The sequence below is a fragment of the Rhodococcus sp. KBW08 genome, assembly GCF_003852455.1.
GTDB lineage: Bacteria > Actinomycetota > Actinomycetes > Mycobacteriales > Mycobacteriaceae > Rhodococcus_F > Rhodococcus_F baikonurensis.
In genome coordinates, this window is record NZ_QAJJ01000017.1 from 47113 (window position 1) to 71599 (window position 24487).

At 62.8% G+C, this 24487-nt stretch carries 22 protein-coding genes; 11 read left to right on the forward strand and 11 right to left on the reverse strand.

Going from position 1 to position 24487, the window contains the following annotated elements; genetic code table 11:
- Positions 1-110: 110 nt before the first annotated feature.
- Positions 111-1223: an NDMA-dependent alcohol dehydrogenase gene (locus DBV08_RS20920; RefSeq protein ID WP_095971470.1), complete on the forward strand. Its 1113-nt coding sequence runs from the start codon at positions 111-113 to the stop codon at positions 1221-1223.
- A 43-nt stretch (positions 1224-1266) separates the two neighbouring features.
- Here DBV08_RS20920 and DBV08_RS20925 read toward each other — a convergent pair whose 3' ends face one another.
- The 3 genes from DBV08_RS20925 to DBV08_RS20935 form a co-directional block, all read right to left on the reverse strand.
- On the reverse strand, positions 1267-3180 hold the full coding sequence (locus DBV08_RS20925) for an alkyl/aryl-sulfatase (protein ID WP_124568717.1): 1914 nt from the start codon (positions 3178-3180) through the stop codon (positions 1267-1269).
- Between the two features lie 99 nt (positions 3181-3279).
- A complete protein-coding gene (locus DBV08_RS20930) occupies positions 3280-3843 on the reverse strand; it encodes a TetR/AcrR family transcriptional regulator (protein ID WP_095971355.1) in 564 nt (187 codons plus the stop codon).
- Entirely contained in the window at positions 3840-5075 is a 1236-nt protein-coding gene (locus tag DBV08_RS20935; RefSeq protein ID WP_124568718.1) for a cytochrome P450, read from the reverse strand. The genes DBV08_RS20930 and DBV08_RS20935 overlap by 4 nt, the downstream gene beginning before the upstream one ends.
- A 113-nt stretch (positions 5076-5188) precedes the next feature.
- On the opposite strand from DBV08_RS20935, the gene DBV08_RS20940 reads away from it, so the two are divergent.
- Positions 5189-6028: a glycosyltransferase family 92 protein gene (locus tag DBV08_RS20940; protein ID WP_206029634.1), complete on the forward strand. Its 840-nt coding sequence runs from the start codon at positions 5189-5191 to the stop codon at positions 6026-6028.
- A 108-nt stretch (positions 6029-6136) separates the two neighbouring features.
- Here DBV08_RS20940 and DBV08_RS32365 read toward each other — a convergent pair whose 3' ends face one another.
- Entirely contained in the window at positions 6137-6292 is a 156-nt protein-coding gene (locus tag DBV08_RS32365; RefSeq protein WP_166811678.1) for a hypothetical protein, read from the reverse strand.
- Positions 6293-6497: 205 nt separating this feature from the next.
- On the opposite strand from DBV08_RS32365, the gene DBV08_RS20945 reads away from it, so the two are divergent.
- Complete coding sequence (locus DBV08_RS20945; protein ID WP_124568720.1) at positions 6498-7259, forward strand: SDR family NAD(P)-dependent oxidoreductase; 762 nt, start codon at positions 6498-6500, stop codon at positions 7257-7259.
- Here DBV08_RS20945 and DBV08_RS32370 read toward each other — a convergent pair.
- Positions 7241-7378, reverse strand: coding sequence for a hypothetical protein (locus DBV08_RS32370; protein WP_185564881.1), 138 nt, complete (start codon positions 7376-7378; stop codon positions 7241-7243). The two genes, DBV08_RS20945 and DBV08_RS32370, sit on opposite strands and share 19 nt — an antisense overlap.
- Before the next feature lie 221 nt (positions 7379-7599).
- Between DBV08_RS32370 and DBV08_RS20950 the strand changes: the two genes are divergently transcribed.
- Complete coding sequence (locus DBV08_RS20950; protein ID WP_095971357.1) at positions 7600-8544, forward strand: alpha/beta fold hydrolase; 945 nt, start codon at positions 7600-7602, stop codon at positions 8542-8544.
- Here DBV08_RS20950 and DBV08_RS20955 read toward each other — a convergent pair.
- Entirely contained in the window at positions 8534-9538 is a 1005-nt protein-coding gene (locus DBV08_RS20955) for an Lrp/AsnC family transcriptional regulator (RefSeq protein ID WP_166811673.1), read from the reverse strand. The two genes, DBV08_RS20950 and DBV08_RS20955, sit on opposite strands and share 11 nt — an antisense overlap.
- Positions 9539-9608: 70 nt before the next feature.
- On the opposite strand from DBV08_RS20955, the gene DBV08_RS20960 reads away from it, so the two are divergent.
- The 3 genes from DBV08_RS20960 (at position 9609) to DBV08_RS20970 (ending at position 12973) form a co-directional block, all read left to right on the forward strand.
- The gene (locus DBV08_RS20960; protein WP_124568722.1) at positions 9609-10766 is read left to right on the forward strand and encodes an amidohydrolase; all 1158 of its coding nucleotides are present in this window, start codon (positions 9609-9611) and stop codon (positions 10764-10766) included.
- 143 nt (positions 10767-10909) lie between these two features.
- Positions 10910-11683, forward strand: coding sequence for a VOC family protein (locus DBV08_RS20965; RefSeq protein WP_124568723.1), 774 nt, complete (start codon positions 10910-10912; stop codon positions 11681-11683).
- 135 nt (positions 11684-11818) lie between these two features.
- Positions 11819-12973, forward strand: coding sequence for an alkaline phosphatase family protein (locus tag DBV08_RS20970; protein WP_124568724.1), 1155 nt, complete (start codon positions 11819-11821; stop codon positions 12971-12973).
- On the opposite strand, the gene murJ is transcribed toward DBV08_RS20970, so the two are convergent.
- The 4 genes from murJ to DBV08_RS20990 all read right to left on the reverse strand — a co-directional run bounded on the left by murJ (position 12959) and on the right by DBV08_RS20990 (position 17748).
- Positions 12959-14575, reverse strand: a complete 1617-nt coding sequence (murJ, locus tag DBV08_RS20975) for a murein biosynthesis integral membrane protein MurJ (RefSeq protein ID WP_260395679.1) — start codon at positions 14573-14575, stop codon at positions 12959-12961. The genes DBV08_RS20970 and murJ overlap by 15 nt on opposite strands.
- 115 nt (positions 14576-14690) lie before the next feature.
- Positions 14691-15719 (reverse strand): beta-ketoacyl-ACP synthase III, encoded by a 1029-nt coding sequence (locus DBV08_RS20980; RefSeq protein ID WP_124568726.1) that lies wholly within the window; start codon positions 15717-15719, stop codon positions 14691-14693.
- 161 nt (positions 15720-15880) lie between these two features.
- A complete protein-coding gene (locus tag DBV08_RS20985) occupies positions 15881-16522 on the reverse strand; it encodes a response regulator transcription factor (protein WP_050655523.1) in 642 nt (213 codons plus the stop codon).
- The gene (locus DBV08_RS20990) at positions 16510-17748 is read right to left on the reverse strand and encodes a sensor histidine kinase (RefSeq protein ID WP_260395680.1); all 1239 of its coding nucleotides are present in this window, start codon (positions 17746-17748) and stop codon (positions 16510-16512) included. Before DBV08_RS20990 ends, DBV08_RS20985 begins: the two co-directional genes overlap by 13 nt.
- 109 nt (positions 17749-17857) lie before the next feature.
- Between DBV08_RS20990 and DBV08_RS20995 the strand changes: the two genes are divergently transcribed.
- From DBV08_RS20995 to DBV08_RS21010, 4 genes are all read left to right on the forward strand, one after another.
- A complete protein-coding gene (locus tag DBV08_RS20995; protein ID WP_124568727.1) occupies positions 17858-18640 on the forward strand; it encodes an ABC transporter ATP-binding protein in 783 nt (260 codons plus the stop codon).
- The gene (locus DBV08_RS21000) at positions 18640-21123 is read left to right on the forward strand and encodes an FtsX-like permease family protein (protein ID WP_124568728.1); all 2484 of its coding nucleotides are present in this window, start codon (positions 18640-18642) and stop codon (positions 21121-21123) included. Before DBV08_RS20995 ends, DBV08_RS21000 begins: the two co-directional genes overlap by 1 nt.
- 21 nt (positions 21124-21144) lie before the next feature.
- Complete coding sequence (locus tag DBV08_RS21005; protein WP_124568729.1) at positions 21145-21777, forward strand: bifunctional 2-polyprenyl-6-hydroxyphenol methylase/3-demethylubiquinol 3-O-methyltransferase UbiG; 633 nt, start codon at positions 21145-21147, stop codon at positions 21775-21777.
- Between the two features lie 89 nt (positions 21778-21866).
- The gene (locus DBV08_RS21010) at positions 21867-23702 is read left to right on the forward strand and encodes an acyl-CoA dehydrogenase (protein WP_007734578.1); all 1836 of its coding nucleotides are present in this window, start codon (positions 21867-21869) and stop codon (positions 23700-23702) included.
- A gap of 86 nt (positions 23703-23788) precedes the next feature.
- Here DBV08_RS21010 and DBV08_RS21015 read toward each other — a convergent pair whose 3' ends face one another.
- The gene (locus DBV08_RS21015; RefSeq protein WP_260395681.1) at positions 23789-24421 is read right to left on the reverse strand and encodes a hypothetical protein; all 633 of its coding nucleotides are present in this window, start codon (positions 24419-24421) and stop codon (positions 23789-23791) included.
- Positions 24422-24487 lie beyond the last annotated feature (66 nt).

The following is a 24487-nucleotide window of genomic DNA, read 5'->3' on the forward strand; positions in this document are numbered from 1 at the left end:
CCAGACCGTGGCGCGCAGATGCATGACCGAGGCCCTCGACGGGAGACAGCATGTGTCCAGGAGCAGACGAGAAGACCCTGCGCCGCGAAGCACGCTCGAAGGGAATGTCGATGAAGGCGAAGGCCGCAGTGCTGTGGGATCACAACACACCGTGGAGTGTCGAGGAGATCGAGCTCGCAGATCCGAAAGAACGAGAAGTCCTGATCAAAGTGGTTGCCAGCGGCATGTGCCACTCCGACGATCATGCTGTGACCGGTGATCTGGCAGTGCCACTCCCCGTGATCGGTGGCCACGAAGGCGCGGGCATAGTCGAGAAAGTCGGCCCCGGCGTGCGAGACGTCGAGGTAGGCGATCACGTCGTCCTCTCGTTCATTCCCTCGTGTGGACGCTGCCGTTGGTGTGCAGTCGGGCAGAGCAACCTCTGCGACCTCGGCGCCATTCTGATGGCCGGCGCGCAGGTCGACGGAACATATCGCGCGGCAGCACGCGGGCACGATGTCGGAACCTTCTCGCTTCTGGGCACTTTCGGCAACTACACGGTTGTACCGGAAGCGTCGGTGGTGAAGATCAACAAATGGATTCCCCTGGAGAAGGCCTGCCTCGTCGGCTGCGGAGTCACCACCGGTTGGGGATCTGCCGTCAATACCGGAGAGGTCTCGCCCGGCGACTCCGTGGTCGTCGTCGGAATCGGCGGGATCGGCGGAAGTGCCATCCAGGGGGCGAAGATCGCGGGCGCGAGGCACATCGTGGCAGTCGACATCTCGCCGGACAAGAAGGCCATGGCCGAAACTCTCGGAGCGACACACTTTGCTTCGTCGATCGACGAAGCCATGACGCTGGTCAACGAATTGACCTGGGGCGTCATGGCTGACGTCGCGATCCTGACCGTCGGGGTGGCGAGCGGCGACATGATCCAGCCGATGGTCGGGCTGATCCGCAAGGGTGGCCGCGTAGTTCTGACAGCGGTCTCACCGATGGGTGCCACTGACACACAGTTGCACCTCGCCGAAATGACCCTGTTCCAAAAACAGCTCCGCGGAAGCCTGTTCGGCGAATGTAATCCTCGCGCCGACATCCCCCGCCTACTCAACCTCTACGAAGCCGGCCTCTTGAAGCTCGACGAGATGGTCACCACCGAGTACCGCCTCGAAGACATCAACCAGGGCTACGACGACATGAAGTCGGGAAAGATCATGCGCGGAGTCATCATTCACGAACATTGATCATCGATCGGCGCACCTGTCACGGCGTGACTCTGCACACCTGTCACGGCGTGACGATATCGAACCACAGATCGAAGTCCTCCAGCAGCGAGATGAACGTCTCCAGTTCAGACTGATCTCCCACAGCTTTTGCCGTTCCGGCCTTGATGGATTCGGTGAGCGAGGTCGTTCCGAGATACACCTCGTTGAACACGGCACGGGTCAAGGTCAGAGTCAGGGCGGCCGAAGCATCTGCCTTGTCCGTGTCGTAGTTCAGCACGCCGTTGCGCACTGTGACCAGGACGTTGTCCGCAGTGTCCGACAACACGAATCGCAACGACAGGTCGACGTCGGCAGCTTTGGGACCGTCGAGGCGAACTGCCCAGAAGTCCAGCATCTGCTCGAGTGGCATCACCGCGACAACGGCCGGGCCGGTGGGGTTGTTGGACGGCATCGGCGCCAGCGGATGCCGCAGTTCCATCGCTCCGACCAGGTAGAAGTTGCGCCACGTACCGTTCTCGGCTTGGTAGCCGAGTTGTTCGTACGTGTCCGCCAACAACTCTCGCGCGTTCTGGTTACTCGGATCGGCGAACACCAGATGGTTCACCAGCTCCGCTGCCCAGCGGTAGTCGCCGTCGTCGAACGCCTGCTTACCCTTGGTCAGAAGTGCATCCGGCCCGCCGACTGCTTCGACGTAGCGTTTGCCGTTCTCCACCGGCGGATGAGGATTCAGGTGAGCGGGAACGCCGTCGAACCAACCGAGATAGAAGGTGTAGATCGCTTTGACGTTGTGACTGAGCGAGCCGTAGTACCCGCGGTTGTACCACTGCTTTCCGATGGCGTCGGGAACCTCGATCTGGTCGGCAATCTCTACCGGTGTCAGCCCCTTGTTGGCAAGGCGCAACGTCTGGTCGTGGAGATACTTGTACAGGTCTGCCTGATCCGACATGAGCTTCAATATCTTGTCGTTGCCCCACGTAGGCCAATGATGCTGCGCGAAAATGATTTCGACGTCGGGGAACAGCTCCATCGCCAGGCGGACGTAGTGCGACCAGGCCTTGGCATCGCGAGTCTTGGCGCCTCGCAACGTGTACAGATTGTGCATCGTGTGCGTGACGTCCTCAGCCGAACCGAGCGCTTTGAAATCAGGCAGGTAGAACAGCATTTCGGACGGAGCTTCGGTTCCCGGAGCAAGCATGAAGGTCACTCGCACGCCGTCGATCACTTCTTCGTGTACCGGTTCGGTAATGATGTCGGTCGGCACGGCGAACGTCGACGTGCCGTGCGAGGTGGACAATCCGAGACCACCGGATACCTGCCCCTGTGGACCCGGGCGCAGGAACGATCCGTACATGTACATTCCGCGACGGGTCATCGCCGTGCCGGCAAGTACGTTCTCGGAAATCGCTTCCTCGGTGAAACTGTCCGGTGCATAAACTTTTACGGCACCGGACTCGATCTCTTCGTCGGTGACAAATCCTTTGACTCCGCCGAAGTGATCGCCGTGGGAGTGCGTGAAGATGATTGCCTTGACCGGGACCTTGGGGCGGTGCTGGTAGTACAACTCCAACGCAAGAGCGGCTGTTTCCGCGGACATCAGGGTGTCACCGATGATCAACCCGGTATCACCCTCGATGATCGTGGTGTTCGACAAGTCCTGTCCGATCACCTGGTACAGACGATCGGCGAGCTTGAAGAGACCGCCGCCCTTTCCCATCAAGGTGGCTTGGCGCCACAGACTCGGGTTGACGGTGTCCGGAGCGTCGCCGTCGGCGAATCCGTAAGCGTCGTACGAGAAGATGAACTGCCCTTTGTCGCCCTTGACCAACCCACCGTCGATGAGCGGCGCCACCAGACCCCGTGAAATCAACTCGAAGTCGAAAGTGTCGTCGAATGGGAGGTCACGGAGAACCTGGGCATTTGCCAGCCGAGTCGCTTCGGTTGCGGGCTTGGGGTCGAGTTCGGACGGTGTAGTCATCTTCTCTTACGCTCCTCGGGAACTCGCGGTGACCTGTGTCGGGATACCGGTTCATCCTCGATCCCCACGCAGGCCTCGCGCATCACCCGGAAGGGATGATCAGGTGGTCCGCCCAGCGATCAACAACGCAGCGACGAACTCACGGACCAACGTCCGCTCGTCGTTCTCGTCCGCCCCCGGCACCATGAGCAGCGAGAGGATCACTCGCACGATCCAGCGTGCCCGCGACGCTGTGTCTGCGCCGATTTCACCGAGCATCGCGACGCCCAGTCCGTTGATGACGTCGGATGAATTGGCAAGTTCACCGGCAAGACTCGCATCGCCCGGGGTGAACCATGCAGCCAGCGTCGGAGTGTTGCGCACCGCGGATACTGCAGTGAGCATCGCCGTTTCGAGACGTTCGCTCGGATCATCGATGGTCGCCACAGATTCCGCGATCGCAGTTCCCAACCTGCGCGCTTCGCGGTGAACGAACGCGATGTGAAGAGCCTGGCGATTCTCGAAATACCGATACAGGGTGGCCCGGGAACATCCTGCAGCAGAGGCTATCTCCGCCATACCGACGGCGTTGACGCCTTTCTCGACGAACAATTGTGCCGCGCTGTCGAGGATCTTCTCGGCTGCCGCCAAGGCGCGACCCTCACCGAGCCAGTCGTTGCTCACGGCCGAGTCACCGACATCGGAGCCGTGAGGGGACGGCGCACGTAGTTGCCCGGCGCGTACTGCATCGCGTCGATGTCGACATGGAAGTCGGGGATCCGGGAAAGCAACTCTTCCAACGCAACTCGTGCCTGCATTCGAGCTGCCGATGCTCCCAGACAATGGTGGGCGCCATGACTGAAAGTGAGAATTTTCTGCGGTCGACGCACGACGTTCAACTCCGCCGCGTCAGGTCCGTACTTGTCAGGATCACGATTGGCCGCACCGTACATGAGCAGAACTTTACGTCCCGCCGGAATCACCTTGCCACCCAAGGCCACATCTCGCGTCGTCGTTCGCGCCAAACCTTGGACAGGTGAGGTGAGTCGAAGCAGTTCTTCGACCGCGTCGGTAATCAATGCAGGATCATCCAGCAGGATCTGACGCTGGTCGAGCCGCTCGGTCAACATAGCCACCGATCCGCCCAACATTCCTGTTGTCGTGTCGTTTCCCCCGGCCACCATGGTGAAGGCGAAGCCGAGAATCGACAACAGGCCGGACATGTCGCCGTCATCACCGAGCCCAGCGGCGAGTAGATGGGAAATCGTGTCGTCGCCCGGTTCGACCTTGCGGCGTTCGATCAGCGAAGCGAAGTACATCATCAACTCGCCGGTGGCGGCCTGCGCCGTCGTCGCTGCTGCGGCCACACCACCGGCCGAGTTGGCAGCAACAATGGCCTCGGTCCAGCCGTCGAACTGATCCCGGTCCGCTTCCGGCACACCCAGATAGTGCGCGACAACCATCGACGGCAACGGCTTGAAGAGCTCGACGACGATATCGCCGCTGCCTCGCGCTTTCAACGCCTCGATGCGTTCGACGACAAAGTCGCGGACCATCGGCTCGACCGCCGATACCTGACGCGGCGTGAAGCCCTTCGACACCATGCGCCGGAACTCCGACTGCACGGGCGGATCCTGCATCACGAACGGCGGATTGTCCTGCATCCCGATCTGCTCGAGCTCACCGTAGACAGTGGTCAATCCCTTTGCCGACGAGTACGTCTCGTAATCACGAGCGGCGTTGTAGACGTCTTCGTGACGGGTGAGCACCCAGTAGTCGTCCTGCGGCGAGGCTTCCGGCACCACGTTGTGCACCGGGTCGTTCTCGCGCAATGCGTCGTACATGGCCCACGGCGAACGCCAGGACTCCCCGGTGGAAGGAACAAACCGTGGTGAATGTGACACAGAGGTTGTCATGACTCGACTATGAGACATATTGATAGATGTGTCAACGTTCGACGATGAATATTTCAGCGATCAATATCGAGTAACCCACCTCCACGCAGAGCACTATCGTGTGTCGGGTGATCATGGATCCGAAGAACCACCCGAACAGTTCTGACACCGGACGCCGCGCCGTGGTCGCGGTTCTCCTCCCCCGCGAGCACCTCGCTTTCATCAGGGACTGGTGCCTGCACCACATCGAGCAGGGCTGGGAGGTTGTTCTCTACGACAACACCGGTTCCGTCGGGTCCACCCGCAAGACAAGCGCATTCAGTCTCAATCGCTGGCACGGCCGCAGCGAGGACAAAAGAGGCAACTCCTACGGCGCCTTCACACGATCGATGTCGGACACCGAAGTTCAGGTCGCATTCCGCAAAGAACTGCACGACCTTCCGGTGACGATCGTCGACTGGCAACCGCGCGACGCGGACGGTCGGATCGTGCACGGGCAGGTAGAGGCCTACGTCGACTACGTGGGTCGATACCGCGACACTGTCGAGTGGGCAGCATTCATCGACGCCGACGAATACCTCGAGCACGCACCAGGATTGAACTGGGAGGTTCTACTTGGCGGCGTTACTCAGGCAGGTTCGCACCGCGTCGTTCTCGATGCCCTGGTCTACGAATCCAGGTGGACCCGCGACGGGCAACTGCGAGACGTCGAGGCATTGAAATGCCTTGGCCTGCAAAGCCACGGCTGCAAGAACATCGTGAGATTGTCGGAGATTCTGCGAGCGGACGTCCACTGGGCCTGGAAGACAACCGAACCCGACACCTTCGTGCGACCGGACAGATCGCTCTACTACTTCCGTCACTATCGCGGCTCGGAAGCGACACTCGATTTCACGCCGGCGCCGAACTTCGGACCTCAGGTCCACGAAGAAGGCGTGGATGTTCCGGCGACAATCGACCTATCACAAAAATGAATGTGCCTGCAAGGCACAGGTATTCAGATGGAGAAAACCTCCGGCCCGCATCCATGAAGGCAATGCCTTCAGAATGCGGGCCGGAGGCGGTCAATCCGCTTCAGCGAATCACTTAGGCTGCGAGCTTGCTGCGCCGCCGATTGCGCCGAGAAGACCGGCAACTGCGCCGATGCCGACGAGAACGCCGCCCAGGCCTGCAATGATCTTCTGGAAGTCGCCGAGCTGGGTCAGGTCTGCCTTGCTGCTGCCAGTGGTGAATGCCATGTCTAGCTCCTCATCATGGAATGTGTACGCGGTCCGCGCGCCCGGTATGTAACGGCGCTCACAATATACGTAAGACAGCCGAAATTTGAAGCGGTGCCGCCGAGTGGGACGTAACTCACATCTCATCCAGCGGGAACCCATGAGTAACAATGCGCGATTCGGACAACGCTTCGGGAACCGTTGAATGACGAGCAGGAGAACAGCAGTGGGCAAGTTGGATGGAAAAGTGGCCCTGATCACTGGCGCAGGGCAAGGCGTCGGTCAGGGAGTCGCGTTGGCACTCGCCAAGGAAGGCGCTCACATCGCGGTCGCGGGTCGCACAGAGTCGAAACTCGTCGTCACATGTAACGAGATCACCGAACGCGGCGGTCGTGCCGAGCCGGTGCTCATGGATATCGCCGACGCGGATTCCATCACTGCTGCCGTGGCGCGGACGGTGGAACTGTTCGGCGGCGTCGACATCCTGATCAACAACGCCAGCCTCAACCCACTCGGCAACATCCTCGACATCACTCCGGAGCGCCTTGCCGACGGATTGACTTCCGGTCCCGTCGCGACGCTGCGAACCATGCAAGCCTGCTACCCGTTCATGAAGGAGCGCGGCGGCGGGGCGATCATCAACATGGTCAGTTCCGTGGCCGTCCGCTGGGATGCTGCCGGCTACGGCGGATACGCGGCGGTGAAGGAGTCCGTCCGAGCCCTCAGTCGCGCGGCAGCGTGCGAATGGGGCGTCGACGGGATCCGCGTCAACGCGGTCGCTCCACACGCGTCGTCACCGGGGTTGCAGCGTTGGGCAGATGCGCGTCCGGAAGAGGCTGCCGCTTTTGTTGCCGGGATTCCGCTCCGCAGGATCGGGGACTGCGAGACGGACATCGGCACCGCGGTGGCTTTCCTGGTCGGCCCGGATGCCGCTTATCTGACGGGAGCAACAATTCCGCTCGACGGTGGTCAGTCACGCTGGGGCTGAGATGTGTCGTCGTCGAAGGCAAGCACCGCCGACTTGTCTTCGGCGATCGGGCGGCCGAAAACGAAACCGACCAGAACGGATGCCAAAACCAACGCGGTCAGCACTATGAGCCCGACCATCCACCACATGGTTTTCAGTATGCCCGAACGGTCATCGACCGGGCATGCCACGGGTCCCTTGAAAAATCGCAAACCTTCCGCGAAAAGTGTTTGACATCAGTCGAATTCCGTTTCGACCGTTTTGCGAACTTCGCGAAATTCCGTGATCGAGCGCACAGTTTCGGATCTCGAACTGCGACGAGAGCGTGACTGGAACCGCGCCTCGGTGCATCCTGACAAGTATGGAATCCGCTGTTTCGACCCAACTCGCCACCGGTAGCACCCTCACGCACCCGTGGGGCGGGACGAGCAACATCACCGATCTCGGTGGAGATGTTCACTGGATCGACTTCGGTGGCCCCAGCGGAGCGCCGCCCATCGTGCTCGTCCACGGGCTTGGCGGCTCGCACCTGAACTGGGTGCGGGTGGCACCGGCGCTGGCGGCGCGCACGCGCGTGTACGCACTGGACCTCGCCGGATTCGGACTCACCTCTGCCCGGGGGCGGCACACCGGCGTCGACGCCAACGCAGCACTCCTGAATCGTTTTCTCGACACAGTGGTCGGTGAACCCGCCGTCCTGTTCGGCAATTCCATGGGCGGAATGGTCTCGGCAATGTCGACCCATGCCAGTCCCGAATCGGTCGCCGGCCTGGTCCTGGTGGATCCGGCGCTCCCCCTGCCCGTCCAACTTCCCGACCTGACAGTCGCCGCACAATTTGCGCTCTACTCGATGCCGTACGTCGGAGAGCAGGTCCTCGGCTTCGGACGTCGGAAGATGTCAGACCGGCAGTTGGCCGCTCAGATGACCAGATTGTGTTTTGCTGATCCGACGCGAGCCGATCCCGCAGTCCTCGACGCTGGCGCCGCCTTGACGGCGATTCGCCGCAACGAACCCACCCAGGACGCAGAATTCCTCCAGGCAGCACGGTCATTGTTGATGACGCTCGCCCGTCCGGCTTCGTATCGAAAGACCCTGCGAGAGATCACGACTCCGACGCTCCTGATGCACGGCGACCGCGATCGGTTGGTCCCGGTCGAGGCTGCACGGGCAGCTGCTACCGCACATCCACACTGGACCACCATCATTCTCGGCGACACCGGCCACACCCCACAATTGGAGATTCCGGACGAGTTCACCCGTCATGCGCTCGCGTGGCTCGATCGCACGGGGCTGATCACGAGCTGATCCGTACCGGCACCACGCCCGTTGAACGGCCTTGCCGATCGAGCAAGTGCCCCATCAACTTCGGCGCATCGAGGACGATTCGGCGATCGACTATCTCCAATGACGGCGTACGTGCTGCGATGTCTGCTTCCACCGCGGCGGCACTCGACAGCGTCGGGAACCATCCGGCGAAGATGACGTTGGCCGGCCCGGCCACCGTCGCCACCAATCTGATGTCCGAGAGAGTTCGAAGTATGCGGGCGGAGTTCTCCGCGACGGAACTACGCGCGAAGTAGAGGGCATGAACCGGCCGACCACTCGCGAATCGTGCGACCTCGCAACGCAGAAGAGTGTGCTGCGACAGCGCGGTATTCAGGCGTCGACGAGCGGATGTCGCGCTGATTCCCAAGGCAGCGGCCAACTCGGTGATGGAAATACGAGGCTGCGCACTCAAGACGTCGACGACTTCGGCGGTGCTCGCTTCGAGTGTGTACCGGCGTCCCAATTGCGGTGGCGTGATCCCGGATTCACGCAAACGTCGTACTCCGTCGGGTTCGAGAGCGCCGAGACGCCACCGACTCCCCTCGGTGAAAACGCGTGTCACAGGTAGGACGATGACGTCTGTGACGCCGGCCAGAGAGTGGAGGTCGTCGAGCACGTAGTGGGCCAGCGAATCGTGATCGGCGAAGAGAGCTTCCAGCATCACGTTGCATCTGCCCGAATGCACGTTGACGCTCAGGACGTGTGCGTGGGTGATCACCTCCGAGACGATCGCGGAGAGCCGGCCCGGTTCACACCGAAGTTCGACGAACGCAAGTACCGAGCTGGGATCGGCCGCCGGATAAGCCGCTATCCACGCTGTGCCCGATTCGGTCAGTGCAGTCCATCGCCTCGCTGCCGTCACAGGGTCTATGCCGACCACCGACCCGATCAACGCCCACGGTGCCCGAGGTTGAACCTGCATGGCATGAATGATTCGCAGATCAATTTCGTCCAAGAGCGTCGAATCGTGCATGAGATAGCACGATAGTTGACTGATCCTGCAAACAGGACTGCAATTCCCAGTGCCGCCGCAGTCTCGAAAAATGACGACGAGCACACCTTTCAAAGAGCGCGCAGCCAAGCACCTCGACACCATCACAGACGCGGCGCTGGGCCTCAGCCACGTGATTCACGACCATCCCGAGCTTGCCTTCGCCGAGTACAACGCGTCGGCGGCCGTGGCAACGATCCTCGAGGATGCCGGCTTCACCGTCGAACGCGGTCCGGCCGGACTGCCGACGGCAGTGTCCTCCACCTACGGAAGCGGCGAGCTGGTGATCGGACTCTTCGCCGAGTACGACGCCTTGCCGGGAATCGGGCATGCCTGTGGGCACAACATCATCGCATCGTCCGCGGTGACCGCGGGATTGTTGCTCGCGCCTCTGGCTGATGAACTGGGCATCACCGTGGCAGTATTCGGAACCCCGGCCGAAGAGGGCGGCGGCGGAAAAGTAGTGATGCTCGAGCATGGAACTTTCGATTTCCTGCACTGCGCGATGATGGTTCACCCCGGTGCCGCAGATCTGCGAGCACCGAACATGCTTGCCATCTCCCACCTGGACGTCACCTACACCGGGATCTCCGCTCACGCGTCGTTCGCAGTGGGCGCCGTCAACGCCGCCGACGCGTTCACGGTCGCCCAGGTCGGGATCGGCCTACTGCGGCAACATCTTCCGAAGGACGTGCAGGTACACGGATATGTCAGCGACGCGGGCGTAGCACCCAACGTCATCCCGGGCAGTTCACACGGGGCCTACGCGGTTCGAGCCGACACACTCGACGGCGTAGTAGCCGTCAAGCCCAAGGTGGAACGCTGCTTCACCGCCGGAGCGACCGCAACCGGCTGCGAAGTGACCATCACGGAACCTTCACCGGCGTACGGCGAATCCCGGTGGGACGCGGACATGAGCGCGCTCTACCAGAGGAACAGCGAAGCACTCGGGCGCGTTTTCTTCGAGTACGACGGTCCCGCAGCGGGATCCACCGACATGGGCAACGTCTCGCATCGTATTCCGACGATCCACCCGATCATCGGGATCGAATGCAACGGCGCAAGCAACCATCAGGCAGAGTTCACCCCCTACTGCCGCGCGGAAACCGGCGACAAGGCAGTGCTGGACGGCGCCCTCGCGCTCGCGTGGACTGCAATCGACTGCGCGAGCGATCCCGCGCTCCGCGCACGGTTGCTGAACCACAGGTGAACGCGAAACGGTCACATACTGCAAAGTTCTCGGACCCTGGGAATGTGTCGGAGTACACGCGTAGCGTGAGATTCGTGCCTTCCTCGGCCAAGCATTTCCGCGTCCCTTGCTTGTGTATCCGTTTCGGTTAAGGAGAGTTTCAGATGCCCGCACGCACAGCGCTCGACGGAACACCCTGTTGGATCGACCTCACCAGTTCCGACACCGAGATTGCCAAATCCTTCTACACCAACGTGTTCGGTTGGCAGGCCGACTCCAACGACGACCCGCAGTACGGCGGTTACGCGATCTTCAGCAAAGACGGGCAGCCCATCGCCGGGCTCGGGCCCCAGCAGGAGGGAAACCCGTACGGCAACGTCTGGACCACCTACATCTCCTCTACTGATGCGGCGGCGTCGGCGTCCAAAGCCGAAGCTGCCGGCGGAATGATCATGATGCCGTCGATGCAGGTCGGCCCCCAGGGCAGCATGGCGATCGTGGGCGATCCGGCCGGTGCCGTCGTCGGTATCTGGCAGGCAGATCAGCACAATGGCTTCGGTCTGGTGGGCGAGGCCGGAGCGCCGGTCTGGCACGAGACTTTGTCCAAGAACTACGCCGCGGTCCTGCCGTTCTACACCGACGTGTTCGGCTGGACTTACGAGTCCATCGGCGACAGCGACGAATTCCGATATTCACAAGCCAAGCAGGGCGACACCGTCGTCGCCGGTCTGATGGATGCCAGCTCGTTCCTCCCGGCAGAGGTCCCGTCGTTCTGGCAGGTGTACTTCGGGGCGGACGACACCGATGCTGCCGTCGCCAAGGTCGTCGAATTCGGCGGCAGCGTATTGCGTGATCCCGAGGACACGCCCTTCGGCCGTCTCGCGTCGGTTGCCGATCCACTCGGTGCCAACTTCCAGATCTCCACGATCATGGAATGAATCTCCGCGCAGAGGCCGCCCCGGTCCGCGGTCTCTGCGCGCCGATCATCTGGAATGTCCGGATCTGACCGCACAGATTTGAACACTCGCCCAGAAGGTATGCAGTTTTCTCTGTCCAACGCCTAATCTCATGGGATGCCCGCCCCCGCACCTCTCCTCGATGTGTACTCCCAGCCGACTCTGTCGACGCTTGCGCCGTCGGTACTCGCTTCTCTCGGAGTAGGCGGCGAAGCAAACCGTCTCGATCTGAATCCCAGCAAGAAGACCGTAATTCTGCTGGTAGACGGGATGGGCGCGAACTTGCTCGCTCGCAACGCCGAACACGCACCATTCCTGAACTCACTCGTCGGAACGCCGATACGGGCAGGTTTCCCCACGACGACGGCCACCAGCATCGTCTCGCTGGGGACCGGGCTGCCCTCGGGAGCACACGGAATCACCGGCTACCAGTCCTACGTCGAAGAAGCCGATTCGGTGTTCAACTGGCTGGGTTGGCACAGCGCCGGCAAGAAGGAATCTCAGACCGACTCCATCGTTCCGGAGACCCTGCAGCCGCAGGCCACGACCTTCGATCGCGCCGCGGCCGCCGGAATCACCGTCACCACCGTCGTTCCGTCCAAGTTCGACGGCAGCGGCCTCACTCGGGCGGGGATGCGCGGTGCCCAGTTTGCCGGAATCCATGCATACGGAGACCTCCTCGCTCGCACCGTGGCGGCGTCGAAATCTGCCGAACGGACGTTCACGTACTGCTACATCAGCGAGATCGACGCACTCGGCCACGTCTACGGACCCGAGTCCGAGCCGTGGATCTTCCAACTGATGCTTGTCGATCGACTGGTCGAACAACTCGCAGCCGCTCTCGGTCCGGACGTGAGATTGCTGGTGACGGCAGACCACGGAATGGTCGACGTGCTGGACGAGAACAAGATCGACTTCGACAACACCCCGATGCTGTCCAAAGACGTACTCGCCCTTGCCGGCGAGCCCCGGTGCCGGCACATCCACACCCGAGAAGGCGCTGCACAAGATGTTGCGGACCGCTGGCGCGCCGAACTGGGTGACCGCATGTGGATCGGGACCAGATCCGAGGGCATCGTCGCGGGATTGTTCGGGCCCGCAGTACATTCCGAGTATCACGGCCGGATCGGCGATGTCATCGCCATTGCTTCCGGAGACGTGGCGGTCGTTCGTCGATCGGTCGAATCGGGACTGTCCGGTCTCCGTGGACAGCACGGCGCCCTGACCCCGGACGAACTGCTGGTACCGCTCCTGTCCTCAGGACAGCAGTAGGGCTCGCGCCCGGCGAATCTCGGGAACGCCGACGACCTTGCATGCGCCCAACAGGACGACGACACCTACGGCCGCACCCGCCGACAATGAAATAGCAGCAGCAAGCCTGGGCTCGGGGATTCGGTTCTGAACCGCCACCACCAAAGTGAGCGCACAACCTCCTGCCAGAACTGCCGCTGTCGAAATTCTCCCGACGGTCGCCTGCACCTGACGGAATCCCAACAGCCCGTATCGCTTTCGAAGCAGGACGTGACCGAGCACCGCTCCGCACACGTAGGAGAACGAGCCGGCCGCACAGACGGCCAGGATCAGCGTTTCGTCACTCGCCGACAATGACGCAAGAAGAACGAGCGCCGTCTTTCCAACTACCATCACCACGGCTATCACCGCGGGAGTGCGGGTATTGTTGTCGGCGTAGAACACTCGTAGCTGAAGCATGACCATCGCAAAGGGCACCAACCCGAATGCACTGACTGCCACGGCCGTCCCGATCAACCGGGCGCTACTGCCGTCGACCCGGCCGAAAAAGATCAGGGTGGTCAACGAGGGGCCGAACACCATGAGAGCCACCGTGACCGGAATCAACGCCACCACCGAATACCTGGCTCCCCGGCCGAGATCGGATACGACACCGACGTCGTCACCCGCAGCGACCGACCTGGCGATTCGCGGCATCAGCACCGTCAACAGCGACACTCCGAGGATGCCGTACGCCACTTGAAACAGCAGATCCGCATGCGTGTACATCGAGTACACGTGACGGGAGAGAGTGACCTTCATCGTCACCCACACACCGACCTGACCGGCTACGACGTACACCAGTACCCAACCGAGCAACGGCGCCCCGACGCGCACCGGGCGCCACGTGTGCGGCACGACCCGCACGCGAAGGCGCCACCGAAAACCGTTGCGGTGCAGCGCCCGAGCAACGACAGCGGTTTGCGCCACTATCCCGAGCAAAGTGCCGATACCGATCACCAGAACCTGCGCGGTGGTCATCGACTCGGGAGTCAGAGCCACCGGCCCCGGAATGCACAGGAAGACCGCGACCGTCACCAGAAGGACGACGTTGTTGATCACCGGCGCCCAGGCCGGCGCGCCGAACACCGATCGAACGCTGAGCACAGCCGTCATCATCGCCGTGACGCCGTAGAAGAAGATCTCCGGCAGAAGCAAGTACGCGAAGAGCGTCGTGAGCTCGCGTTGAGCCGGATCATCGATCACGGCCGAGACCAGAGGCGGCGCGCACACCACCGCCACAACGGTCACGAGCGCAAGAGCAAGCGCTCCCACAGTGAGAACGCGCTGCGTCTGCTCTCGTTCGAGCGTCCGCCCACGGCTTCGCTGCCGTGTCAGATACGGAAGCAGGACACTGGCGAGAATCCCGCCGAGGAGAAGCTGATAGACCATGTTCGGAAAGCTGTTGGCCGCGTTGTACGCATCACTGACCAGGGCGATCCCGAGGACTGCGGCAAGCGCAAGGGTGCGGACGAAACCGGTGATCCGGCTGACCGTGCTGGCGAGCGCCACGTGCCCGCCCATCTTCGCCAAGCTGCCGCCCGTCTCACCCGTACGTTCGGACTCCCCCACACTCTCGACCATCTCGCCAGAGTGCCACATCGCAGAGGTTCGACGAGCCGGACCGGAAACGACTGCCCTCCTGGAAACGACCGAGCGCCCCGAACCGTGGGTTCGAGGCGCTCGGCGCAAGAGAAGATCAGGCTGATTCCGCTCCAGCCAACGGCGGCATGACGACAACCTGACCGGCGAAGGACAGACCTGCACCGAAGGCGAGAAGCAGTGCCTTGTCGCCCGGCTTGCACTGGCCGTCGCGCAGCATCTGCTCCATGGCGAGCGGGATCGAGGCCGCGGACGTGTTGCCCGTCTCGGCGATGTCGTTGGAGACGGGGAAGCCCTCGGGCAGCTTCATGCTGCGAGCGATGACCTCGTTGATGCGCTGGTTTGCCTGGTGCGGCACAAAAGCGTCGATGTCCTCGATACCGAGCCCCGACTTCTCCAGGGTTCGAGTGGCGACCTTGCCCATCTCGAAGGCCGCCCAGCGGAACACCGCGGTACCGGCCATCTTGATCCACGGCCGAGGTCCGGTCGGGTTCTTGGTGTAGTCGAGCCAGCTGGGCTCCTGAACGATGGCGTCGGACTGGCTGCCGTCCGAACCCCACTCGACCGGGCCGATTCCGACGGTATCGCTCGGGCCGACGACAACTGCGCCTGCGCCGTCACCGAAGATGAAGCGAACGCTGCGATCGGTGGGCTCGGTGGCCTCGCTCATCAACTCGACGCCGACGACGAGTACGTGATCAACCGTTCCGCTGCGAACGAGGTCGCTGGCCACCGCAAGGGCGGTACAGAAACCGGCGCAGCCTGCCGCGACGTCGAACGCCGCCGGGCCCTTGATACCGAGTTCGTGGGCGACGATGGATGCGGCCTGGGGAGTCTGCAGGTCCCACGTCGACGTCGCGATGATCACGGCGCCGATCTGCTCGGGTGCAATGCCGCTGACGTCCAGTGCTTTACGGGCCGCGCTGATCGACATCGCGAGGATGCCTTCACCCTCGCCGGAGAACCGGCGCGACTTGATACCCGATCGCGTCTGGATCCACTCGTCGGTGGAATCGATCAGCTCGCAGATCTCGTCGTTGGTCACGACTCGCTCCGGGCGGTGAACGCCGAGCCCGAGAAGGACGGACTGCCGACCTCCGGCCACACTGGCAATCGGCTTACCCATTGATCGATCTCCTCGTTGGTTTCTGGTGATGACGCGCATTCGACATCACACGTTACGTACAGGACATAAGCCCCTGCCTCTCAGGTCACCGTTCGATCACGGCAACAACATGAGGCTGGCTCACATTACGCTTCGGTCAGGTATGTAGTCCAGGTCCACGATCAGGCGCGCAAATGAGCTAGAACTGCCAAAACACGACGATGCCCGCTTTCGGAAGCCGACAGGCCGAGTTTTGCGAAGATATTTCCTATGTGCTTGCTCACAGCAGTGTCGCTGACGACCAGTTTCCTGGCGATTTCCTGATTTCCCAGCCCCTCCGCCATCAATCCGAGAACCTCGGACTCGCGTGGGGTCAGCGATCTGATCGGGTCGTCGGCGCGTCGACGGCTCATCAGTTGGGATACGACCTCGGGATCCATCACGGTTCCGCCGTCGACGACCCGGTTCAAGGCGTCGACGAACTCGGCCACCTTGCCGACGCGTTCCTTGAGCAGGTACCCGACCCCGCCGGCACCTCCTGCCAACAATTCACCGGCGTAGCGATCCTCGACATACGCGGAAAGGACCAGGACGGGAAAGCCCGGGCGAAGCTTGCGCACCTCGATCGCCGCTCGAAGTCCCTCGTTGGTGAAAGTAGGAGGCATCCGGACGTCGAGCACCGCGGCGTCAGGAGCGGTCTCCTCGAACACCGTGAGGAACTGTTCGGCGTCGGAGACGGCAGACACCTCGAAGCCCTCTCCGCGGAGCAACAGTGCCAGCCCCTCTCGCAGGAGAGCGTCGTCCTCGGCAATCAGAATCCGCACGGTAGTTCCACCCTCATCGTTGTCGGTCCACCCTCCGGGCTCTCCAATACTGCGGTTCCTTCGAAAGCCTCGACCCGGCGTCGGATACCCGCCACGCCGCCGCCCGGCCGTTCGTTCGCGCCGCCGTGACCGTCGTCGATCACGTCGATGAGCATCGTCTCACCCAACGAGTCGGTGGACGCCTCCGTCCTTGCCGTGACGGTGACGCTGCGCGCTCCGCTGTGCTTTGCGACGTTGGTCAAAGCCTCGGCGACGACGAAGTACGCAGCAGCCTCGACGGCGGCCGGGGCACGGCGGAGCTCCTCGATCTCGAGTACGCAGGGCACGGTGGAGCGCCCAGCAAGCGCCGAGATCGCACCCTCGAGGCCGAGTTCGTCGAGGATCGGCGGATAGATGTCGTGCACCAACGTCCGGAGTTCGCTCAACGCCTCGGTGGCCGCATCTTGGGCCCGATGCAGTTGTGGCAGAGCCTGGTCCGGGTTGATCTGCAACGATCGCTCGGCCATACCCAGCATCATCACCACGGCGACCAGTCGGTTCTGCGCGCCGTCGTGCAGATCGCGCTCGATCCGCTTGAGTTCGGCCGAATGCGCGTCGAGGGCCGCAGCGCGGCTGGCAGTCAGGGCGGTGACGCGCTTCGAGAGGTCCGAACGTGTGTCCGGTGCAAGCAAAGTCGTGGTCGACCAGCTGATCCACTTCGCCATCGCGGGGATCAACCACCACGCGATCAGGAAGTACAGGATGCCGATCAACGGCATTCCGGCAGCGCCCAGCCACGACGTCACGGGGTACGGATTGTTGACGGGTTCGCCCGCGGGCATCTGCTGCCAGTACAGCGGGACGGCAATCGCATTGAGTGCACCGAGTGGAAGAGCAATGGTCAGCATCGCCGCGACGAAAGCCCCCAGACCGTGAATCGACAACCAGGCCGCGTCGCGCCTCGTCGACTGATCGGTGAGGAATCGGCGCCAGTCCCCGAATGTCGGATTGCTTGGCATCGGTGGGTATCGCTGCAGAACAGGGCGTCCGGTGTACGCAGCAGTTCTCTTGCGGGCCAGACCCGCCCACCACCGGAGTACCCGCACGTACGACGGCAACAGCAACCAGCCGACGATCAGAATCGAGAGCGACAGCAGAATGAGACCGACCATCAGCAAGAACAGGGAGACCACGGCTGCCACACCCTCGACGAGCACGTACACCGCAGCCCTGGTTCTCTTCTTCACTGCCCCAGCATGCCGCACCTGATGCCGCGATCCACTACAGCTGGCTACACCATTGATTCGGGACCCTGCTGGATGTCGACGAATGCCGAATCTCCATAGCGTTCATCCCATGAAGAATCGACACTCGGTCCTCGCCCCGCCGGCCCCTGGTGCCACGGCCGCCCGAACATCCGCCGTGCGACTCGAAGGCGTCAGCAAGGTCTACGGCAACGGCCGCGGCGCCGTGACCGCCCTCGACAACATCAGCCTCACCTTGCCGCGCAGCACCTTCACCGCCGTGATGGGCCCGTCCGGATCGGGCAAGAGCACTTTCCTGCACTGCGCGGCGGGCCTGGACCGGCCGAGCAGCGGATCGGTGTGGCTGGGCGACACCGAGATCTCACAGCTGAAGCCGAAGGACCGCAGCATCTTCCGTCGCGATCACATAGGTTTCGTCTTCCAGGCATACAACCTGCTCGGTGCTCTCGACGTCGAGCAGAACGTCACGCTCCCGCTACTGCTCGCCGGACGACGAGCCGACAAGCAGTACCTGACCTTCGTCCTCGAATCCGTCGGACTCGGATCGCACCGCAAGCGCAAACCCTCCGAACTGTCCGGTGGTCAGCAGCAACGCGTCGCCATCGCGCGCGCCCTCGTCACCCACCCCGACGCACTCTTTGCCGACGAGCCGACGGGCGCCCTCGACTCCCGCAGCGCCAAGCAGGTTCTGGAGTTGTTGCGCCGGACAGCCGCCGAGTTCGATCAGACCATCGTCATGGTCACGCACGACCCGGTGGCCGCGTCGTACGCCGATCGTGTGCTGTTCCTCGCCGACGGGAAACTGGTCGGGCACATCGACCGCCCGACGCCGCAGCAGATTGCCGAGCGCATGACACACCTCGGGGACTGGTGATGATGAAGGCGCACACTTTTGCGCATCTCAAAGCGCATCGCTCCGGATTCATCGCCGTGTTCGTCTCCGTATTCTGCGCGGCTCTCCTCACGTGCGGTTTGGGTGTCCTGCTGGAATCAGGAGTGCGAGGCGGAGTCTCACCACATCTCTACGCCGGTGCAGACGCCGTGGTCAGCGCGCCACAGGCACTCGAGGTCAAGGAGGACGCCGATCAGCCTTTTGCCGAGCGAGTTCTCCTCGACGGCGATACTGTCCGCAAACTCGATGCCCTCGATGTCACGGTGGTTCCCGACATCTCTGTCCCCGTCAGCACCGCCGAGGGCGTCGTACTCGACGCACATCCTTGGAACACAGCACAATTGGCGCCGTATTCGCTGACCGATGGTCGCGCTCCGCAGAGCCGAGACGAGGTGGTCGCGACTACGGGCGCCGCGCTCGGCGAGCGAATCACGCTGGCTCACGGCGCGATAGCGGACGAGTACACCGTCGTCGGCACAGCTGATTCGGCCTCGGTGCCGTCACCCGACCGTCCGGCACTCGTCTTCCTCGACCACGCAGAGGCCGAACGGTTGTGGCCGCACCAGAACTCTGTCACCGCAGTCGGATTGATCGCTCCAGAAGGCGTGAATGCTGCCGCTCTCGCCCGCGACGCACTCGCCGGAACCGGTGCGGAGGTCTCGACCGGCACCGCACGCGGAGGCATCGAGTTCCTCGACGCCGGAGCTGCGCGGACTCAGTTGATCGTGCTCTGTGCCACGTTTGCGGGTCTTGCATTGATGGTCAGCATGTTCGTCGTTTCCAGCACGTTGTCGCTCTCGATCAACGCCAGGCGCCGAGAGTTCGCTCTGTTGCGGGCAATCGGGGCCACCACGCGACAAGTCCACGTCATGATCGGGCGTGAAGTGCTGCTCGTGGCGGCGGCTGCGGCTGCGCTCGGCGCGGTGCCCGGATTCCTACTCGCCCGATTCCTCGGTGCACAGTTTGCCGATGCAGGGGTCATGCCCACCGATTTCGCGCTGGCGTACAGCCCGCTTCCGGCGATCGCGGCTTTCCTGATCTGCGTACTCACTGCCCGCGCGGCAGCGGCGATCGCGGCACGACGACCGGCAAAGCTCGACCCCGTCGAAGCGCTTCGCGAATCCGAAAGCGGCCCGGCGAAACTGAGCCGCGGACGCATCGTCACCGGGCTGATCTTCGGTGCCGCCGGTCTCGGCGCGTGCATCCTCCCCGCATTCCTGCCCGGCAGCGTGGCAGCCGCTGGAGCCGGTTCGAGCGCACTGTTGTTGATCTTCTCGGTCGCGCTGCTCGGCCCGTTGTTGGTGCGCGGCATCATCAAGGTGATCGGCGGTCCACTGCGCCGTAGTGGGTCGGCGTCCAAAGTTCTCGCTGCCGCCAACGCCGAATCCAATTCGAGGCGGCTCTCGTCGGCGGTTGTTCCGTTGGCTCTCGCCATCGCCCTGGGCTCGGTGCAGTTCTTCAGCCAGAGCACCGTCGCCGCCGAGGCGACCAACCAGTCGATCAAGGGCGTCACCGCCGACCTGATCGTCGGCGCGCCGGCCGGTATCGCTCCCGCGCTCCTCGACTCGATCGCATCGGTGCCCGGAGTGAGTGCGGCAAACCCGGTAGTCCGCAGTCAAGTCCTGCCGGTACCCAGCGGTGAGGAAGGCGGCTCAGCCGACAGCGCGATCGCGGCCCAGGGAATCGACGCCACCGGCGCCGACGCAACCCTCGATCTCGCGGTGACCGAGGGCGACCTCAGCGCTCTGACCGGCGATACCGTTGCCGTCAGCGAAGACGGGGCCTTCACACTCGGAGCCAAGGTCGGCCAGCGCGTCGACCTCTATCTGGGAGACGGAACACTGGTACATCCGATGGTCGTCGCGAAATATGGTCGCGGCCTCGGATTCGGGGACGTGACCATGCCGATCGAGACTTTGCGTCGGCACTCCACCGACGCTCTGATCGACACCGTTCTGGTTGCTGCCGAACCCGGACGGTCGGCCGAAGTCCAGCAGTCGTTGCTCTCGTTCCCCTCGATCGCCGCGCTGAACCAGGACCAGTTCGGGGCCGCAGGCGAAGATCAGCGTCGCATGCAGTCGTGGGTCAGCATCCTCGCCGTCCTGGTCCTGCTCGGTTATCTGGCAGTCGCCGTCGTGAATACCTTGGTCGCCGCCACTGCGGAGCGTTCCCGCGAGTTCGCGCTCCTTCAACTGGTGGGCTCGCGGACGAGGCAGGTCCGAGCGATGATGCGTATCGAGTCGTTGATGGTGGTGGGAATCGCCGTCGTGGTCGGATCACTGATCGCCCTGCCGCCTCTGATGGGTATCGCCGTAGCGGTGTCCGGGCAGCCGATCCCGGCGATTTCACCGGCGATCTACGGTGCCATCGTCGCCGTGACCGCTGTTCTGGGATTCGTCTCCATCGCGATCCCGACGCGCGCCGCCCTGCGCAAGAACCCGATGGACGGCGTCCGTAACAACTGAGTGGCACTACCGTCGTCATCTATGGATGTGGCCGCCTGGGACAAGAACTACGAAGAAACCGAGCTCGTCTGGGGCGCTCCACCCAACGAGCTGCTGGTGGAATACGCGACGGCCCTCCCCCACGGCCAGGCACTGGACCTGGCGTGCGGGGAGGGCCGTAACGCGTTGTGGCTCGCGACCCGCGGTTGGGAGGTCACCGGGATCGACTACTCGGCCGTCGCGATCGAGAAAGCCCGCACGATCGCGGCCCGCTCGCCCCGATCGGTTCTCGACCGGCTCGACTACCGGTGCGGCGACGTCACCGTCGCGGAGTACGCCTCCAGGAACGGGCAGGGATACGACTTGGCCCTGCTTCTTTACCTTCATCTGCCCGCACCACAACGCACCCTGGTTGTGAACCGTGCCATAAATTCTCTGAAACCTGATGGAATCCTCATGATTTTGGGTCACGACCGAAGCAACATCGACTACGGCGTCGGCGGCCCGAAAGATCCCGAAATCCTTTACACACCAGAGGAATTGATGCAGGAGTTCCAAGGAAGGCTCGAGTTCGAGATCGCCGGAAATCCGCACAGACACACCGAAACGGGAATCGCGGTCGACGCGCTTGTCATCGGACGCAAATCCGGTGTTGGCAATGCAAAGAACGGCTAGTAACATGTATTAAGTTACCGACGAGTAATAAACTTCGGGCGGTACTAGGAGTGCTGGACCGCACCACCTCACTGGGAGAAGCAGAAGACATGGGCCATTACAAGAGCAACGTTCGGGACCTGGAGTTCAACCTCTTCGAGGTTCTCGGACTGGAGAAGCCACTGAGCGAAGGCGCTTGGGGCGACCTGGATGCCGACACTGTCCGCAACATGCTGGCAGAGGTCGCACGCCTGGCCGAGGGACCGCTTGGCGAATCTTTCGCCGATGCGGACCGCAACCCCCCTGTCTTCGATCCCGAGACGCACACCGTTGCACTTCCGGAATCCTTCAAGAAGTCGTTCAAGGCTCTGTGGGATGCCGAGTGGTACCGCATGGGACTGAGCGAAGAGGTCGGCGGCGTGCCGGTCCCCCGCTCCGTCGTGTGGGCCATCGGTGAGCTGATCCTGGGCGCACAGCCTGCAGCACACATGTACCAGGCCGGACCCGCCTTCGCGGACGTGCTGTTCAACAACGGCACCGAAGAGCAGAAGAAGTGGGCAGCCACCATCGTCGAACGCGGATGGGGCGCCACCATGGTCCTCACCGAGCCCGACGCCGGCTCCGACGTCGGTGCCGGACGCACCAAGGCAATCAAGCAGGACGACGGCTCCTGGCACATCGAGGGCGTCAAGCGCTTCATCACCTCGGCAGACTCGGACGACCTGTTCGAGAACATCTTCCACCTCGTTCTCGCTCGCCCCGAAGGCGCCGGACCCGGCACCAAGGGCCTGAGCCTGTTCTTCGTCCCGAAGACACACTTCAACTTCGAGACCGAAGAGTTCGGCGAGCGTAACGGCGTCTTCGTCACCAACGTCGAACACAAGATGGGCCTGAAGGTCTCCGCCACATGTGAGGTCACCTTCGGCGGCCACGGCATCCCCGCACAGGGCTGGCTGGTCGGCGAGGTCCACAACGGCATCGCCCAGATGTTCGACGTCATCGAGCACGCTCGAATGATGGTCGGCACCAAGGCAATCGCCACCCTCTCGACCGGTTACCTCAACGCTCTCGACTACGCCAAGCAGCGTGTTCAGGGCGCAGACCTGACCCAGATGACCAACAAGGCAGCACCGCGCGTGACCATCACGCACCACCCCGACGTGCGTCGTAGCCTGGCAATGCAGAAGGCATACGCCGAGGGCCTGCGCGCGGTGTACCTCTACACCGCAGCACACCAGGACGAGGTTGTCGCCCAGCTCGTCTCGGGCGCAGACAAGGACACCGCGTTCCGCGTCAACGACCTGCTGCTCCCGATCGTCAAGGGCGTCGGCTCCGAGCGTGCGTACCAGTACCTGACGGACAGCCTGCAGACCCTCGGTGGCTCCGGCTTCCTGCAGGACTACCCGATCGAGCAGTACATCCGCGACTCCAAGATCGACTCGCTGTACGAAGGCACGACGGCCATCCAGGCTCAGGACTTCTTCTTCCGCAAGATCGCTCGTGACCGCGGCGTCGCGCTCGCTCACGTTGCGGGACAGATCAAGACCTTCATCGACAGCGAAGCCGGCAACGGTCGTCTGAAGGCGGAGCGCGCACTGCTCGCCACCGCACTCGAAGACGTCCAGGCCATGGCTGCCACGCTCACCGGCTTCCTCATGGGAGCTCAGGAGCAGCCCACCGAGCTGTACAAGGTCGGCCTCGGCTCCGTCCGCTTCCTGATGTCCGTCGGCGACCTGCTCATCGGCTGGCAGCTGCTCCGCCAGTCCGAGATTGCTCTCGCAGCACTCGACAACGGCGCTTCCGACAAGGACAAGGGCTTCTACGAGGGCAAGGTCGCCATCGCGTCCTTCTTCGCCAAGAACGTCCTGCCCGAGCTCACCGCTTCACGCGAGATCATCGCGAACACCGAGAACGACATCATGGAGATCGACGAAGCAGCATTCTGATTCGTTCCTGATTCATGAAGAGTGCCGGTCCCGAGAACGTTTCGGGGCCGGCATTTTCGGCTGTCGGCACTCGGTGGTGACTGGTGTCATCTGCGCTCGATGGTCGGGCAACTGATCTGCGCGGACAGTACCGACGTCGTCGGTTGCTCGCCCGGTCGTGCCGCCGTACCCGCCAGGGAAAGCGCCACGCGCCTGCGGTCCGGAGAACTGACTATTTCGACGGACTTGTCGTCGCCACCGCCGAAGGACACGAACTGTCCGCTCTGATCCGAGAACTTCATGATCGCGGACCCGTGCTGACCTGGTTCGGGATTCTCGTTCACGTAGACCTGCAACTGGAAATCACGTCCCGGATATTCGCCGCCGCCGTCGTACTCGTAGAAGGAACTGGTGTGCACCTCGTAGGCCCACTGACGGTGACCGGCGGGCAGCGAATCCGCCCAGTTGTGCTCGAAACACGTGACGGATCCGGGCAGCGAGACATTGGCTGCGCCGCTCCACCCACCGGACAGGGTGATGGCTCCGTATGGCGCTGCTTCGGACTCGTGCCGATCGGAGGGCAAGGGCGGAACCGTCAAGGGTCCGACATTGCGACCGGTGAACTCGAAAAGCCTTTCGCTCGACACGAACGGGGGCGACTCGCGCTCACCGGCACAGGAGACAACCGACAGGGTGGCCATGACCAGCACCGCGCACATCCCGCGTCTACGAACCGGCACCTCGACTCCCCCGTTCCGTTTCCAACAGAATACATACCGTTCGGTCTCCAAGTTGCCGGACGTGTC